Consider the following 17,697-nt stretch of genomic DNA (forward strand, 5'->3'; position numbering starts at 1 on the left):
ATAATTTTCCGCAGTTATTTGATTCTTAGGCAGAGATATCTATTTAGAATTAGAGAGATAAATGAACAATCCTATAGTCTCGTTAGTGTGATAGGGGGGAGTTATCAGAGATCAATGATAAAATGCAGAGGTAAAAAAATTGAAGGCCGAGTTTGTGTACTGATTATAGTATGCATGGTACTCTTTTTCAAGAACGATGTCCATTATTTTGATTGTATAAAACGCTGGAAAAGAGACTTAGTACTCAATTTTGAAAAGATATAGAGTTTATTTTGATTCATTTTGCGCCAGCTAATGACAGAAATTTATAGACATTCATTAATCATTTACTTAGGGGCTGTGGCTTTCCTGGGGACTGTCCCACAAAGGTACTATAATCAAATACAACTATTATTTCATTTATTTTTCATCCATCTTTGTTAACTTTGTTCCGCCCTAGAGGAAACATACTGTGATTGTTCACTTGTGATGTTTACCTTGTGTAGTGTCGGCATAACTGTCGGCACGATTTGCTTTATAGTCTTTCTAATACTCCGGTCGGCTGCACCTCCAGCCCGAGAGAAAACTCCGATTCCTGTTCTTTGTAATTTATATTTTGGTGATCGGGGTTGTACTGTTCATTTCTTTTCCAAAGTGAGAAAATGACGACCAAGAGCTTTTTCTGTACGGCTACATAACTTTTCATTTTTATGCCATGCTTAGCGAATGTTCGTTTGTATAAATCCTCAAAAGGTTTTACCTTCCATATTACAACGCCAAAAGCAGGTAAATGCAGGATTCTTCGAATGTGACTATTACCTTTTTTTGAGATTCTAGTTTTTCCTCGATGATTTCCTGACTGGCTCTCAATAATATCATATCCTGCAAAACTGACCAACTGCCTGGAGTTATTGAATGATTGAAAGCCGTTCGTTTCTGCGATCAAGGTTGCTACAGTTCTTGTCGCCACACCTTTTAATGTGCAAATCTTAGCCACCTTATCTGCTATTTCTTTGTTGGAATTAATATGATTATGGATTAACTTATCCATAACTTCCAATTGTTTCTCTATTAGTTTCAGCTGTTCTTTTAGTGCCTTGTTGACATCTTTGTTTTGATACATGGCCTGCTTAAGAGCATGCTGTTGGTTGGCAATAGCTGTTCTTCTCTCATGAAGACGTTCAATCTCTCGAGTTATCAATCGCAACTGATAATAAAACTCACTAATTGGCACCCATGGCTCAAGAGCCTTTTCCGCTCCCATTTGTGCAAGCCCTTGCGCATCAATCTTATCGTTTTTAGACTTTTGACCTGACGCTTGCAAGTATTTTTTTGCATAATTAGGCAGAACTACCGAAACGAAAAATCCTTCTTTGTCAAGATACATTGCACAGTTCTCATAATAGACGCCTGTAGCCTCCATGCAGATCACCAGTGGAATATCTATCTGTTTCCTGTGTCGTATCATCCAATTTACAAGATCTTTAAATCCTTTCGGACTATTGTTGATCTTGCGACTCGCCTTTACTGTTACCTTCTGTTTGTTGTCAATTGTCGAGAAACAGCAATGGATTTCTTTGGCAGAGATGTCTAACCTAACTGAATACTTTAACATAATCATCCTATTTTAACATTAATAAAAACAGATTTCCTGAACAACCATTACTCATGTTTTATACAGGATTATCTAACTTGTAAATATCCTTAAGTACTATCCTGGCTCTTTTCAGAAAGAAACTAAAGCAGGCTTTTCTTTACGTTAGCATCATTGATTGATGTGCCTAGTGTGTAAACAAGTTGCTGTTTTAGCTCTGTTTCTTTATTTAGTATTTAATGTAAAAATATGAGTGTGTAAATAAAAAATACGGAGTTCAGTTATGTTCCTTATAACCGGACTCTGTTTTTCAAATAAAGTCAAGAACTGATTTAGGATAATAGCCCAGTTACGAATGGGCATTGTCCATTTTCTAGAGATTTCTCTCAAAGCCAAATATACAGATTTCAGTACGGCATCATCGCTGGGAAATGACGGTTTATTCTTTGTGTATTCACGGATCTTCCCATTCATGTTTTCGATGATATTGGTCGTATAGATTATTCTTCGGATCAAGTGGAAAGTCGTAAAAGACGGTCAGTTCGTCCCAGTTCTCCTTCCATGATCTTACTGTATAAGGATACTTAAATTCCAATCTATCTGCAAACTCTGCCATCCCTGACTGTACCGCCTGTTTATTGAGGGGATCATAGATAGGTTTCATGTCCGCTGTAAACGCCTTATTATCCTTCCATACAACATATCTATAAGCATTTCTGATCTGAGGGACAACGGATGTTGTTGTTAACGACGATCTCAACGGAAGCCATTCACTTTTAATGCCTTTTCTCTTCGTTTTCTTAGTCCTGGCAAACGACCGGAAGAAACTGGTGGAAAACTATTTTTAATGAATTTCACTTTTTGTTCGTCAGTGGGGCGGATGATCCTGTAGGGAATTTCGGTAAAGGGGAACAACTTACAGCGGGCAATTTAAAAACAGGTGGTGGGTACATGTAAAGATAGAATTGTATCCGGAGAGAAATGAGATAATCAATGAACTTTTTTAAGAACAGCGATACAAGATGTTGCTCATTTTTTAAACCGAATTTTGTCGTTACAATTTTACTGATAACTGCATATTTTTGCCCTAGGTTAGTGAAGAATCTTTAAGAATTGTAAATTTTTGGCGCTATCTAAGTAGCATAGCTTCTGTTCTTTTTGAAGTTATAACGCGTAGTTGATGATCGGAGCGCCGTAATCGACGTTTTGGGAAGAGTAAATTGGTGTTCCGCGACGCTATGGTTGTTATCTTTGGACTGATTGCAATGAGTGTAACATCCGTGATATGACCAAAAATGTTAAGAAGTTTTTGGTTTGACCCGTACTCGGAATTTTTGCCTTAGAATAAATTTTTATAAAATGTTACCTGTTCTAAACAAATGATTCTTCCAATAGACAAGTAACAATCTTATTGTTGGGGTTACCAAATACCAGGATATAAAATGGGATTTTCTAAAGCCTTCAAAGCAAATAAAATCTAATTAAGAATGTAATAAGTGTAATCAATAAATGTTTTGACAGAACATTTTCCTTGATTCTACAAATGGTTTGACAGAATCAACAATCGTAGAATTCTTACTAAAATTCTCATCATAATTTTCGCATTTTAGTTTATATGATATCAGTGTGCTGACAACAGATGAATACAAATTGCTTACGATTTATAGTACCGAATTAAGCCGAAGATAGATGATATAAGCTTTTTCTGCAAAGGAGTTATATGTTGATAAACGGGATATGAGAAATACTAAAATCAAACTGGAACCTTAAAGGTGTTGCTATGTGGTAAATCACAGTTAACTAAAGTAAACAATGGATAAGTGGAAGGGTAGATGAACTGGCCTAACAATATCAAAAGAAAAATGTAAAGGAGGGTTGATTTTGGGATGTCGAGAAAAATTGTAATCACAAAATCAACCCACTACACCCAAAGCGGCCTCCAAATTAGAGAACATATCAGACTCAACATCCCGGAAGTCACAAAGCTTTATTTTTTAACGTGACCGGTAAGTAGTACTGACAATTTTCCCAAAACCACTAAACGACTCTTTTTTGACCAGTTGCCCATTAATTGGTGGTATCGAATAGAGATCCAAAGTTCCTGAAGAGTTCAAATTCGACTCGTCATAACTGCCAACTGCCAGCCTTTTGGTGATGGCAAGATACCGTTGGTTTATGTTCTTCGTCTCAACTTTGACGTACTGAAATTTTAAAAGACTGATCTTTCTAGAACCATAATCTGCCATTTGCTTATTTACTTTTACATTAAAATCATATTCATATATCTTACCACCTACATTGTAAAAAATATAACCAAAATCTTCACTCACTTCAAAATTTTCGGCCTGGACTATGGGAGTGTTCGTAATTTCTTCAAAATAATTTTGTTTGCCTACCGTAAACCGGGCCAGGTATACTTTTCCCCCGGTTTTATCCTTCAGGATCGCAAAAGTCTCGCCCCCATTATAGGCAACAAGCTTCATGAAAAGCAAATTTTTATCAATCTTATTCTTAAAAAGAGTTTCATTTTCAATTTTCTGACAAGATTTAGCACCATTTCCGGGATACCATACGAATTCTGACAAAGTTTCGTTAAATAGAATTGCGTCATTCCAGCCCGAAACAAAGGGAGCAGCTCTAAATGGCGTTACAATTCCTGTAGCCATTTGATTGACAGGAAATATCGGGCCAGATCTCTGATGTGTATATACGTTCCCATTCGCCCATAAAAATACACTTAAGGGTCTTCCTTCCAATTTTGACCCTACGCCTATGCCCGCATTAGTCTTATTCTGTACAAAAAATGAAAAGTCATAGGTTGGTTTATATTCGAGGGTATCTACACCTAAAAATGTTGCCATTTCCGAGGTTCCTACCACAAGTGCATCCAAAGTACCATTTGTAATCGGTACCGAATTGGTATTGAAAAAGGTAACAAACGAAGGTACTCCTTTCAACTTAAGGGAAGATTTCGAGGCTACTAGTACATCCGAAATAAACTCATATTTTTTTGTGTCCTCCCTATAACTCAACATATCTAGCCGGCTTTGCTTACCTGTTATTTCAGATAAAATATACCAACCTTCATAGATTTTATTTTTAACGAATATCTTAAAGGGGGTATCTTTCCATACACCGGTTTTTTTATCGGTAACACGAAAGGCATATTCATATACTCCCACATTTTCATTCATCTTTACATTAAAAGTTAGGGTGCTGTCCATTACCTTTGGTATGCCGGAATTATATCCTGCACGCTTAATGCTTAACCAGGAAAATTTATAATTCGCCTTGTCTGCAATCTGATCCTTGGTAAAGGAAATCGTTGGTTTAATGGTCAAAACCTCTCCCTGGTTAACCCTATAAAAAGTGTCTAGGCCATTAACCATGGCTTCATTTACGGTGGTGTAAACGTAGTTTCCGGGATCTTTTTTGCAGGCATATGACGCGAAGGCAATAATCCCGGCCAACAGCATATGAATCTTAATTTTATTTAAATATTTCATTTTAATTGTGATAATGTTGGTTTATTTATAAAAAGGACCTACTTCCATCAAAGTACCATCATCTTCCAGTACTGGCGTACCGGTAGCCTTTTGGGCCTTTAAATAGTGATTCAAGAGGTCTCCAAAATATGATGCATATGTATCAATATTGTCGTAAATTTCATTAAAAGACCAGTTATCATAGACAGACACAAGTACTTGTATTTTCTTTTTTGTAAACCGGCCAAGATAATGTTCTGTTCCAAGAACATCTGGTGTATTCAGCCATTTTGGAGTAGGTTTTAGAATATCTGTCACGAAAATTCTAATCTTCCTAGATCGGTTTTTTGCCTTGTTAATATCGTAGAGTGTATTGTCAAATTGCGCGTTTGATTTTAATTCGAGGGCTAATACAAATTCTCTCTGCGTCATTCTTGCTGTACGAATGAATTTCACCGCAACGGTATCAGAACTTTTTTTTGAAGGAAAGCTGAATTGTTCCGGTAGTTCAAATTCTGAATCTTTAATCGCTGTAGTAATCGAATCATTTACGGCTACCTCAAATGTTTCTTTAATTTCCAACGGCCGCCCCAAAAGTCCAACCGGGATTTTAAAGATGGTATCCGTTACATCATCTGAAAGTTTAGAAAAGTCAATACTTATCGAATCTGTAGATGCAACAGAAAAATAAAGAGCACGTGATCCTTCATAGGTAATCAGATCGCTCTTTTTACAGGAAAAAAGAAGCATATAGCTGGGAAATACTAAGATATATATCGAAAATTTTTTCATCTTTTTATTTTTTTCTAGTGAAAATTATCTGTTTTGGGTTTCTGATAGAGGTAGTGGTACCACATATTTTGCTGCTGTCATCGCAGTATTCTTATCACTAACACCACTCGGGATGCTGGCAACATTATTCCGTTTATAGTAATAAAATAGCTGTCCTTCGCCCCAAAACTCCTTCCGGTATTCCTTTTGCAAAACATCACGCAACACCACATTACCACTCAGTTCTGTCAAACCACGGTTTTTTCGTACCTCATTCACATACTTTAAAGCCGCATTTGGATCGGTCGTACATTCTGCAGCTATATAATATAGTTCAGAAATTCTGAGCAATGGCTGCAGGTTTCTAAATAGTAAGGTTTTGTTAATCACGTCATCATATTTCACAAAAGTTTTATAGGTTTTTCCATAAGCCGCGCCTGGTACCCAATTGATACGTAACCGGTAATCGTTTCCGTTGTCTTCATAAACTTCGGACAAGCGTTCAGTAAGTGGTGCAAGAATAACTGTTTCTTTTAAAACGGCAGAAAACAGTTCTTTCTGTTGGTTATACAGATCATAATTCTGAAGACCAAATATCACTTCTGACGAAAATGTCCTATCAGGATTCTGGATACCTGGTAAGGTAAGCCCATCTACTGTCCACGGAAACCATTTCCCGGCCTGGTCGATTATCTTGGTCGCTGCGGCTAATGCGCCAACCTTATCTCCTTTAAAAAGCAACACTCGGGCCTTGATACCCAATACGGCATAATAGTTTAACCTTCTGTTCCTGAGTGTAACAAAATCAGACAATCGATCTGTACCACTGCCTAGAACGATGCCTTGAGTACGCACAGGATCATTTTCCAACAATAGTTCCGCCCGACCAAGATCTGCAAGAATACTATCTACTACGACTTTGGCCGGTAACAACGATTGTATCTTTTCTGTTGGGACAGTCAAATACGGGATAGAACTCTTATCTGAATCGATAGTATATACAGGGCCAAATAACCTAAGTAAATCGAAATGTACAAAAGCACGTATTCCGTAAGCTTCACCTTTAAGGAGGTTTTTACGTTCATTGGAAACACTCGCTGACTGGTCTATTTTAGCTAGGAAACTATTGACATTTAATATTGCAACATAGGCCGACCTCCATATTGAACTATAGGTAGATTGTAAGGTAGCATCTTTATAATTATAGTCTGCGGTTTGCTTCCAGAAAGCTCCAGGATTATAATATTGAGCCATCACGTCAACGGTACTCATCGTCAGCTGCCCACCGTATAATCCTCGCTTCGCAAGATTCAGGTAAATACCATTCAGTGCATTGTAGACAGCCGTCTCATCTTTAAAAACATCATTTGAAAGAAACCGGTCTTCGGGTCTTACGTCCAGAAATTTGTTACAGGATACTAGACCTATGATCATTAACACACAAACTAGTACGAGTGTATTTGTTTTCGTTATCTCCATGGATATATCAATTAAAATGATGCATTAATACTAAATGAAATCGTATTGGCAAACGGATAATCGATACCACGCTCCGAAACGATATTAGATAATCTGAAAATATTGTTCATATTTGCCGAGAACTTCAGGTTCTGTAAACGTGCGGCTTTAAGCCACGGTGTGGTTATCGACTGCAATTCATAACCTGCTGAAATAGATTCGAAAGTAATTATGTTCTCGTTTTGAACAAAACGGGAAGAAATAGGTGTATAATCTGTTACAGAAATACCTTTGAACTGGGCGATGTCTCCCGCTTGTTTCCAGCGCATATCCAGTGCTCTTTTATCCTGATTATTAGAAAGATCAGCAAAACTTATGTTTTCAACCTTCTCATACAAAGCATTGTTCATTCTTGAAGCACCTAAGCTGTACCTTATATATATATTAAAAGTAAAAGCTTTTAACCTTAGAGATGAACTTAAAACGCCCTCTACTTTAGGTCTTGAATTTGCGATCACCTTAATATCGGCAGGATCATAATCAAAAGTATAGTCACCGTTTATTTTTTTGAATACCTCCAGACCTGTTCCCGGATCTATCCCCAGAGACTGAACTGCCCATATATCATCTGGACTCTTCCCATCGGTAAAGCGCTGGATCGAATTACTGCGTTGCTGCTCCGCATTCAGGCCATTTAACACGTTACCAAGACCTGCATACCTACTAGTATACATACTTCCGGTTACACCCAAAGTCCATATGATCCTTTTATTTATATTAAAAATTGGAGAAAATTTAATATTTGTTTCAAGACCTTTAACAGTCATATTACCGGCATTCATCGGATAACTAGAAATACCATTGGAACCAGGTACATCTACGGTCACGATCAGCGGACTCGTAAGCTTTTTATAAGCATTAAAATTTGCTATCAGGCGATTATTCATTAGCCCCATATCCAAACCGAGGCTGGTTTGCAATGTTTTTTGCCATTTCAAATCCGGATTTCCCAGACCGGTATGGTATAAACCTTGGCCAAAATAATTGCTGTTAGTCTCCAGGTTGTATACAGTGGCAGAAGCAAAACTCCCAAAACTCTGGTTACCGGTAGAACCTATGTTTCCACGCAAAATTAAGGAATTGATCCAATTCACTTTTTTAATGAATTCCTCGTTGTGCAAACTCCAGCCAAGTCCTGCAGCCCAGAAGGGTGTATACTTGTTGGTGGTACCAAAAGCTGTTGACCCATCAATCCTGTAAGTTGCATCCAAAAAATAGCGGCTGTTGTATACATAGTTGATACTTGCCAATGCATTGATCCGCCGCTTTTTTGGCGGGGTTGAAATCTGTGGCTTAGAATTTGGTAGATAACTATAGGCAAAATTTGGGTTTCCCTTAACTCCTGTTGGGAAGCCTACAGCCGTAAGTTCTATAAAATTACTGTTGACTTCGTGGACTTCCGCTCTCGCATTACCGGTTAGCACATGCTTTTCTTCAATGATTTTGTTATAGATTAGCCCAAGGTTCCCACTAAAATTGAAATCTTCTGTACGGCCATTGGAATAACTTCCTTTTTCCAACAACGCAGTGTTGTCAAATTGAGTGTTCAACGGAGAGATAAAGTTTATAGCTGTCGAAATTTTTTTCGCCAATTGAAAAGCTCCTGATATCCTGATCGACCTGCTTGCATCATAATTAAAACCAAAGTTATTCTGCAGGGTTAAGCTTTTGCTGTACCGTTCAGAATTCAGCTGTGCATTGTACAACGGATTAGCTACATTAGCAAAATCACGTCCGTCATATCCGGCTGGAATTTTTTCAACATACTTTCCTGCGATCTCTTTTTTATAATATGGGTTGATTTTAGCATAAGTAGTGAAGGATCCATATGGTGATTCGTCAGCTCTTGTCCCGCTGATAAATATCCTGTTCGTTACATTGAGCTTACCTTTTCTGTAGGTGAGGTCAGCCCTGGCACCCCAGTTATTCCTATCCGAGCCTTTCATTATACCGGTAATGGTCTGGGCATTCATGCCAACACCGAATTGGAATTCGTTACTACCACCGTTGGCATACACAGAATGGTTCTGATCGAATGCTGTAGCACGTAAAGGCTCATTCAACCAATAGGTATCTACACCTTCACGTACAGATTTCAAACGTCTGTTATAAAATTCTTCCAGCTTTACAAAGTCTTCATTGCCAGTTCCATTGGATGTATACCTACCTGAAAGTCTTTCAAATTCAAGCTTCTCTTCTGAATTCATCAGGTTATAATCGCTCAAACTGGGGACATTTACGCTAAAAGTTCCAGTATAAGTTGTTCGCAACTCGCCAGCTTTGGGCTTAATGGTTTCTACCACAACTACACCGTTTGCGGATCTTGCACCATATAGTGCGGTAGATGCTGCATCTTTCAAAATAGTGATACTGGCAATACGGTTGATGTCCATGTCAGTAATCTGACGTAGGGTAGATTCAAAGCCATCTAATATAAATAAGGGCATATTAGGGTCTATTGCAAACTGATCGGTCAGTGTCCCCGCATTCGTATTCATTGTGATACTAGTTTTTCCACGGAGTTCAATCCTTGCTAGTGCATTCGGATCCGAGCCCTTTAGGTTGTTGTCCACGACAATAAAAGAGGGATCAAGACTTCTCAAAGCCTGTATAACGTTCTGATTTCCGACAGATTTCAATTGTTCGCCGCTAATCGTCGCCGCACTTCCTGTAAAACTTCCTCTCTTTCTTTCTACAATACCCGTAACAACCACGTCATCCAACTTGCCGCTCACAAGTTCCAGCTTGATGTTTCCCAAATCGCTTGCGGCTTTCACCTCTCTGGTTTCGTATCCAACATAAGAAATCAGTAATACACTTTTTTCTTCTACGTTCCCAATCAGAAAACTTCCACTGGCATCGGTAAGTACCGATTGTTTAGAACCTTTTATACTAATAGTAGCACCTACAAGAGGAGCACCTACTTCATTAACTACACGTCCTTTTACAGTGATAGATTTCATGAAATTTACTCTATTATCCAAGAGTATTTTTTTTACCTGATCAGCGGTGATCATCTTTTCGTCTATAGTATAAGCCAAATGCTGTTTTGAAAGCGCGATGTGCATTGCTTCTATAGTCCAATTGCTTAAAGAAATGTTGACTGGTTTTGTGCCAGAAATTATTCTTTGACCATATAAAATATCATAACTGCTCTTTTTTCGAATTTCCTTTAACGTTTCTTTTAAAGATATCTGCCTGTAGTCAATGGTAAAGCGCTGGCTAAAAGAAGCTGCACTTACTTTCATTGACAATGGAAGGAGTATAACAGTGGTTAATCGCATAATCCCCGAGATTTTTTTTGTATAATTTTTATACATCTGTTAGGTTTTTGTTAATACCAAAAGTGCCATTGGTCTGAATCTTACTACACTTGAGGTTTAATTGGTTAATTTTATGAATTAATGCCATACTTTTGTCTGAAATATTTCGCCACAGTTCTGACTTTTGTAGTTTGGGCGAATCGGTCTTAGTTATTTAATCATAGTAATCTCCTTTTTTTAATTTAAAAATTCTGTGTTATTTATTGACTTGATCCTTATTTGTAGTAAGAAAAGATTTCTTGATCACCACTACCTGCTGGCCCGTACTTTCTACAATAAAAGGTTGGTCTCTATTCTTAAAAATTTCAAAATAGGTTTCGCCATTTAGCTTAACTCTTAGCTCAATTTTATATATATTATCCATAAAGACAGGTGAGGAGACAGATTGTCCCGAAAAAGTTTTGTTATAGGGATGGACATTATCAAAGAACTGATATTAATCAATTAATTGAGCGGCGGTACTTATTGGCTTAGCACAATACTTCTGTTGTACAGCCATCAATTATAACAGCCACTGCTGCTGATTGCCATTAATGTGCACTTTTTTCGATCGGAAATTCTTCAAAATGAGCCCTTATAAACCTAAATTTTTCTGATTGGAATGAACCTCTCTATGGCATTTTTTAATAGGGGACCTGCAATACCCAAATTCTTGTTGTTTAAACCAAATAAGGTTTTATCTTCTTTTATGGGGGTGATTTCTCGGAAGACGACTGAAATATATATATGTCGTAAAAAAATTAGTGACAATTGAAACTTGCGATCGTCCTATAAGTATCGTATTCATAATTAAATGTTTTTTATAGTTAGTGAGGTCGCCAGGAACTCCCCGTTCCGGCGGCTTTTTTTTGCCAAATTTTCATCTTACTGTCACACATGGTAACAGGCGTTTTTGCTACGAGCGAGAATTTTTCAAAAAAAACACTTAAAAATGAGGGTAAATATTCTTGTATGGGGTAATTTTTTCTCAAACATCGTAATGCCTATACATAACAATACTGGTGGTGCCGAACACCAACGGTTATTGCATGTACCAAAATAAACAAAAGATGAAAAAACAGATTCTCGCTTTCAGTTTGTTAAAACTTATCTCATTATTTATGATCATGAGGGTATTTGGTCAGGAGTCGGTAGCAATATCTGCACCATCGCTTCAGGAACTTGTTGATAGCGCAATTTATAAAAATTTTAATCTTCGCAATAAACAATTGGATCTGACCATGACGGATGTTGAATTGCAAAAAGCAAAAGATGCTTTTTTACCGAGGATAACTGTAGCGGCCCGGGATGCCTTTTCTTATATGTCAATAGGAGTGTCGAGCAAGGAACTGGCCATACCAGCTTTGAATATAGATATCAAAACCGCTGAAAATCGCTTTAATATGTCATCTAATACACTCACTGCCGGAGCTGAAATTTCCATGTTGCTGTATTCCGGCAACAGGATCCCCTACAGTAAAAAAGCATTGACCGCAAAATCTGAGGCACAGGCTCTCATTATGGAGACAACTCGACAACAAATCATCAGTGATGTTATTGAAGCTTATGATCAAGTGGCCCTGCTCAAACAGGTAAAACATGTATTGGACGAGGCTGCTGTGCGTTTGGCCGAAAACAAGAAAACTGCAGATAAAGCATTAGCGTATGGATTGACGACCAAATATGAACATCAAAAGATTGAAGTGGCACAGGCCCAGTTGGCATCGAAGCTTGTAGACTACCTTGGCAAGCGCGAACTCGTGCTGAAGCAGCTCTCCCTGCTGAGCAATATTGAGCAGGAAAGGCTGAATTTAATGGACAATGACCTGCAGACAATAGACCTCGGTTTGCAACAGGAAGGTATTGAAAATCGGGCCGAGATTAAATCGTTAGATGCGGTGATCCAGGCAGGTAGGTATAAGATACAAGCTGAAAAGACATGGTTTATGCCCAAAGTTGTTCTGTCGGGATCAGTGGGTTATTTGGGGATGTTTGATCGGCATATCAGTAGTTCAAAACCTTTGGTTGAAGGGGGAAGAAACCTCTCTGCAGATGCTCCTACCTTTAATATTTTTCCAATGACCAGTATTGGTATAGGCGTAAAATAGGATGTTTTTGATGGTAAAGTAGGTCGTCAGGAAGTCCGGAAAGCAGAATTTGGAATTGAAACAAACACAAAATAATAAAATGGACGTAACAGATAAGTTGACACTAAACCTTGCCAAATGTAAAACGGATTATGCTGTAGCAGTTGCACAAATTCTGACCAAGACCGCCCAGCAAAATACGGCAAAGAATGCGCTGATACAGGCGACAAAGGAATTTCGTAATGAATTAGTCAATTCTTTACAGCTCATCGATGCTGAACATGATTACGAAGAAGGCCTGCTGGACTCTATCAACAGGATATACATGCAACGTAGGGCTGCTGTTGCCTTACTTTCGGCTACAGGAAAATTAAGTTTATCAGCTATTAATGATTAACAAATTAAGTATGAGATTTCAACCAGTTATTTGGATATTTTTTTGCAGGGGGTATGATGCTTTGCTCATGTCAGGAACGATATGGAAAAGAACGATTGACAGGTAAAATAAAAAAGGAAACCATCACCTTTACACCCAAGGTGACGGGACGTATTTTGAAGCTATATGTACGGGAGGGCGATAAAATCCAACCAGGTGATATATTGGCGATGTTGGACGTGCCGGAAGTATCCGCTAAACTATCACAGGCAAAAGGTGCCGTAAAATTCGCCGCGGCCCAAAACCTATTGGTAGATAATGGTGCAACACAGAATCAACTCAAGCAATTGCGGGCCAAATATGAGACTGCAGATGAGCAATTGGTATTTGCAAAAAAATCCTATGACAGGGCTAAAGCCATGTACAATGATAGCCTGATATCTCCACAGGATTACGACGGGATTTATTCAAAATATTGGAATGCGGTGGCGCAACGGGATGCTGTGGCCGCCGAGCTAAACGAAGCTGAGGTCGTCGGAACAAGATTTGAAAGTAAGCTGACGGCTCAAGGTCAACAAGATCAGGCTCAAGGCTCCCTGGTCGAGGCGGAGATCGCGTATTCTGAACGGTACATTGTTGCGACAAATTATATGTCTTTGGAGACGATCGCGTTGCGGGAGGGTGAGCTGGCCGTAGCTGGACATCCAGTATTTAGTGGTTTTCTGCCCGCAAGTATCTGGTTTAGATTTACCATCCCCGAAAGCAAAATCAAAGGATATCAGCATGGCGGAAAGGTTGTCGTGAACGTCCCTTACAATGGATTAAATATAAAAGGCATTATACGTACTATTAAACAGATGCCCCGTTATGCTGATATCACGACAGCCTATCCCGATTATGATTGGATGACGCGGTATATGAGTTGAAGATTGTCCCAGAGCATATTACCGACCAACAAGCTAATGCCCTACTTTTTAACGCAACAATAATAATCGATCAAGCACATAATAAATAATACTATGCAAAACTTTGGCCGCTTATTGATACGTGAATTTAGGCTCTTTTGGCCTAATAAAGTATTTGTTGTTGCTTTTCTGGCAATGCCGACTGTATTATGCTTGATCTTGGGATATGTCTATCGCAATGGACACCTTACGGAGTTGCCTATTGTTGTAGTAGACTTGGATAAAAGTCCATCCAGTGCGCGTCTAATAGATATGTTTGATGAAAGTAGCAAATTAGCAGTTGTAGAGACGAAATACGAACTGGTGGATTTAAGAAATACCATGCTAAAGCAGGAAGCTACAGCAGTGGTTGTGATTCCTTACCACTTTGAAGCCAATTTGTTGTCCCAAAAAAGACCAGAGGTCAATTGCTACCTGAATATGTTCTTTACCATGACTTAGTCAACAGTCGGTGCGGCGATTGCACAATGTATAGGTACGTTGAACGCCGGAACACCAGTCTTCCTTGGGGAAGACTGGTGTTCCGGCCTCATTGGCTAGCCAACAATATGAAGCCTTCAGGCATAATCTATTTTATCAATATAATCCGGCGGGAAACTATCTGTATTTTTTGTGGCCAGGTCTTATTTTTTCGGTCTTACATCAATTGATCTTATTAGCCTTGGCCTTAAGTTTTTCGCAGGAATTCGCCATGGGAACATTTAACAAAAAAGGATTGCTGAGCTATTCCAGATCCCCGATCATACTGCTGATTGTCAAATTTTTTCCCTACTTGATTATGAGTTTGTTTAACGTAACGGTTTATTTTGCACTATCAATCTTTTTTGGAATACCATTGCCAAAGCACCCGGAGGTATTATTGATCTCACAATTGCTGTTGATCACCGGGGCTTCTTTCTTGGCGATGACCTATAGTTTACACAAGGGGGGGAGTGGTCGGATGTCACGGTTGCCTTGCAACATCAGGTTATATTGCTTGCTGTATACTTCGGTCTGGCCTGGTTCGTACTCCGGCGCAAGATAAACAAGATTATGGATAGCCCGGATACGATAGATAATAGTGTTGTTTAGCCACAAATATTGTAATATGAAGAAGCTGTTAAATATCATAAAAAGAGAATTCAAGTAATTCTTCGCCAATAAAATTATGGTGACGATGTTGATTATCTGGCCTATTTTCTATGGCGTATTGTATGGTTCTGTCTATTCTAAGGGCAAGCTCATCGAATTACCAATTATTGTGGTCGATCAAGATAATACTGCGACCAGCGCAGACTTAATTGATATGTTGGAACAAACAGAATTACTACGGATAAAAGAAATAAAACCTGAGGCTGTTGGGATAAATAAAACTTTTATTGGCGAAGCAGCTTACGCCGTAGTCGATATACCGGTAGATTTTGAAGCTAAGGTTATGCAGGGAAAGTCTCCAGAAGTGAATACTTATATCAATAATGTGAATCTTTTACCGTCCGGTTATGTCAATCGCACGATTGCGAGTGTTGTAGCTACGTTAAATGCCAAGAAGACAAGCGCTATGGGGCTGCCGCTAGCAGCGTTGCACTTAAACACCTATAGACTATTCAATCCATCGGGAACTTATTTTTTATTTGCTTGGCCCTCGTATTTATTCTTGGTCTTGGAGGCTGTTGTCATGGTCGTATTTGCGCTGAGTTTTGCGGCTGAGCAAGAAAACGGCACATTGGGAAGCCTGTATCTTCAAGCCGGAAATTCGGTACCATTGATGTTGGCTGGAAAACTTATTCCGTATTTGTTGCTGTCCCTGGTATCCATGCTAGTTTACATCATTTATTTTTACCTGTTTCGGCAGCCCTATCCGACGCATGTTTTAGCCTTACTTTGGAGCAATGCAATTTTTGTGATCGCCTGTGCGCTGATTGGGATTATTGTAGGGACATTGGTCAAAGAACAATTGAAAAGCCTACAGGCATTAATGATCTTATCGATGCCGATCTATATAGCTTCGGGCTTTAGCTGGCCTTATGATCAACAAGGAGGACAGTTGGCACAGTGGTTTAGTAAACTGTTCCCATATATGCCATCGGTCAATGCGTTGCACATCTTGCTGATAGAGCAGGGTGGATTTGCTGATATACAAAAATATTTGAAGATGCAATACATACAGGTACTTGTGTATTTCATCCTTGCAATTGTTACGATCAGACTACTGGTGCAATCTGTCACAACACAAACAAAGAGTCTTAATTAATATAATTATTTATTGTAAACGTATAAAATGTGTTAACATGAAAAAAATAGTCATTGTAGGTGGTGGATTTGGAGGGATAAATCTAGCGAAAAAGCTAGCTGGTAGTCACATGCTGGAAGTAGTCTTGGTGGACCGTAATAATTATAACTTTTTTCCACCCTTATTGTATCAGGTGTCTACAGCATTTATCGAAATGTCCAGTATCAGTTACCCTTTTAGAAAAATGTTTCAGGGCAACGCTAATATAAATTTCCATTTGGGTTCGCTGGTTAAAGTTTATCAAGAACAAAATAAGGTTGAAATGGATACTGGAATACTGGATTATGACTATTTGGTTTTGGGAATGGGGACAGAGACCAACTTTTTTGGTAATAAAAATGTCATGAATCAGGCTCTTCCCATGAAAACTATCGATGATGCGATCAACTTGCGCAATCATATTTTGATCAATATGGAGCGCGCCGACCGTACAGCTGATGTGATAGAGAAAGAAAAACTCCGAACAATAGTAATCGCTGGCGGTGGTGCCACAGGTGTTGAAATTGCAAGTATGGGAAGCAGCATCATTGCAAAGGATTACCCTAGATTAGATAAGCAGGGTGGCAAAATCTATCTGATTGATGGTGCTCCGGTATTGTTGGGTCCTATGAGCGCTAAAGCGCAGCAAGAGGCTTATAAGGTGCTGCATAAATTGGGTGTTGAAATTATCTTAAATACACTCGTCAATGAGTATGTGGATGATGTTGTGACTTTGAGTGATGGCACCAAAATCCCTACGAAAAGTTTGATCTGGGCTTCGGGGGTCATTGCCTGGGAAGCTCCTGGCTTACCGGAAACAGCTATTGGAAGGGGGCGTCGAATTCTAGTAGATGCCTATAACAAAGTAAAGGATACTGAAAATATTTTTGCAATTGGTGATCAATGCCTGCAGACTACAGACGAAAAATACCCAAATGGATATCCCCAGCTGGCTCAGATTGCCATTCAGCAAGGTACGCTATTAGGCCGTAATATCAGGAACACTGATGATGGGGATTGGAGGTTGTTATCTGATTTCGATCTGGCGAAATCGACAGAATTCCATAAAACGCTGGTTGCTCAAGTTGTTTGTATTGGCTATTCCGGCTGGATTTATTGCTGTGGAGGCCGGTAGGACTGTTACTGAGGTTGGACGGCAACCCTGGATAATCTATGGTATTATGAAGACAAAGGATGCCGTCACGCCAATGCCGGGCATTGCTTTTTCTTTTTATCTCTTTAGCGCGCTCTATGTTTTTCTGAGCTTTATGGTTGCCATGCTGTTGTATCGACAAATTAAAATGGTAGACAAATTATATGATGTTAAAGATGACCATAATTTACCGCAAGGGCATTAACACATACGATCTAA

14 protein-coding genes are annotated in these 17,697 nt (G+C 38.9%); 8 read left to right on the forward strand and 6 right to left on the reverse strand.

Annotation, left to right across the window (positions count from 1 at the left end; genetic code table 11):
- Positions 1-514: 514 nt before the first annotated feature.
- The 6 genes from ABDW32_RS09150 to ABDW32_RS09175 all read right to left on the reverse strand — a co-directional run bounded on the left by ABDW32_RS09150 (position 515) and on the right by ABDW32_RS09175 (position 10,595).
- Positions 515-1,594: an IS110 family transposase gene (locus tag ABDW32_RS09150; protein ID WP_343561614.1), complete on the reverse strand. Its 1,080-nt coding sequence runs from the start codon at positions 1,592-1,594 to the stop codon at positions 515-517.
- 433 nt (positions 1,595-2,027) lie between these two features.
- A complete protein-coding gene (locus tag ABDW32_RS09155) occupies positions 2,028-2,333 on the reverse strand; it encodes a transposase (protein WP_343561616.1) in 306 nt (101 codons plus the stop codon).
- A gap of 1,234 nt (positions 2,334-3,567) precedes the next feature.
- Complete coding sequence (locus tag ABDW32_RS09160) at positions 3,568-5,079, reverse strand: PKD-like family lipoprotein (protein ID WP_343561618.1); 1,512 nt, start codon at positions 5,077-5,079, stop codon at positions 3,568-3,570.
- Between the two features lie 21 nt (positions 5,080-5,100).
- Positions 5,101-5,850, reverse strand: coding sequence for a DUF4843 domain-containing protein (locus tag ABDW32_RS09165; protein WP_343561620.1), 750 nt, complete (start codon positions 5,848-5,850; stop codon positions 5,101-5,103).
- 24 nt (positions 5,851-5,874) lie between these two features.
- Complete coding sequence (locus ABDW32_RS09170; RefSeq protein ID WP_343561622.1) at positions 5,875-7,308, reverse strand: RagB/SusD family nutrient uptake outer membrane protein; 1,434 nt, start codon at positions 7,306-7,308, stop codon at positions 5,875-5,877.
- Positions 7,309-7,319: 11 nt separating this feature from the next.
- The gene (locus ABDW32_RS09175) at positions 7,320-10,595 is read right to left on the reverse strand and encodes a SusC/RagA family TonB-linked outer membrane protein (RefSeq protein ID WP_343561624.1); all 3,276 of its coding nucleotides are present in this window, start codon (positions 10,593-10,595) and stop codon (positions 7,320-7,322) included.
- Between the two features lie 1,124 nt (positions 10,596-11,719).
- Here ABDW32_RS09175 and ABDW32_RS09180 point away from each other — a divergent pair.
- The 8 genes from ABDW32_RS09180 (at position 11,720) to ABDW32_RS09215 (ending at position 17,683) form a co-directional block, all read left to right on the forward strand.
- On the forward strand, positions 11,720-12,757 hold the full coding sequence (locus ABDW32_RS09180; RefSeq protein WP_343561626.1) for a TolC family protein: 1,038 nt from the start codon (positions 11,720-11,722) through the stop codon (positions 12,755-12,757).
- Between the two features lie 79 nt (positions 12,758-12,836).
- Entirely contained in the window at positions 12,837-13,133 is a 297-nt protein-coding gene (locus tag ABDW32_RS09185) for a hypothetical protein (protein WP_343561628.1), read from the forward strand.
- 53 nt (positions 13,134-13,186) lie between these two features.
- Positions 13,187-14,038: a biotin/lipoyl-binding protein gene (locus tag ABDW32_RS09190; protein ID WP_343561629.1), complete on the forward strand. Its 852-nt coding sequence runs from the start codon at positions 13,187-13,189 to the stop codon at positions 14,036-14,038.
- A 93-nt stretch (positions 14,039-14,131) separates the two neighbouring features.
- Entirely contained in the window at positions 14,132-14,518 is a 387-nt protein-coding gene (locus tag ABDW32_RS09195) for an ABC transporter permease (protein ID WP_343561630.1), read from the forward strand.
- Between the two features lie 64 nt (positions 14,519-14,582).
- Complete coding sequence (locus ABDW32_RS09200) at positions 14,583-15,101, forward strand: hypothetical protein (protein WP_343561632.1); 519 nt, start codon at positions 14,583-14,585, stop codon at positions 15,099-15,101.
- 132 nt (positions 15,102-15,233) lie between these two features.
- Entirely contained in the window at positions 15,234-16,307 is a 1,074-nt protein-coding gene (locus ABDW32_RS09205) for an ABC transporter permease (protein WP_343561634.1), read from the forward strand.
- A 37-nt stretch (positions 16,308-16,344) separates the two neighbouring features.
- Positions 16,345-17,460, forward strand: a complete 1,116-nt coding sequence (locus ABDW32_RS09210; protein WP_343561636.1) for an FAD-dependent oxidoreductase — start codon at positions 16,345-16,347, stop codon at positions 17,458-17,460.
- The gene (locus ABDW32_RS09215) at positions 17,366-17,683 is read left to right on the forward strand and encodes a cytochrome ubiquinol oxidase subunit I (protein WP_343561918.1); all 318 of its coding nucleotides are present in this window, start codon (positions 17,366-17,368) and stop codon (positions 17,681-17,683) included. The genes ABDW32_RS09210 and ABDW32_RS09215 overlap by 95 nt, the downstream gene beginning before the upstream one ends.
- Positions 17,684-17,697: the final 14 nt, after the last annotated feature.

The sequence above is a fragment of the Sphingobacterium sp. genome (assembly GCF_039596235.1).
In the GTDB taxonomy this organism is placed as follows: Bacteria; Bacteroidota; Bacteroidia; order Sphingobacteriales; family Sphingobacteriaceae; genus Sphingobacterium.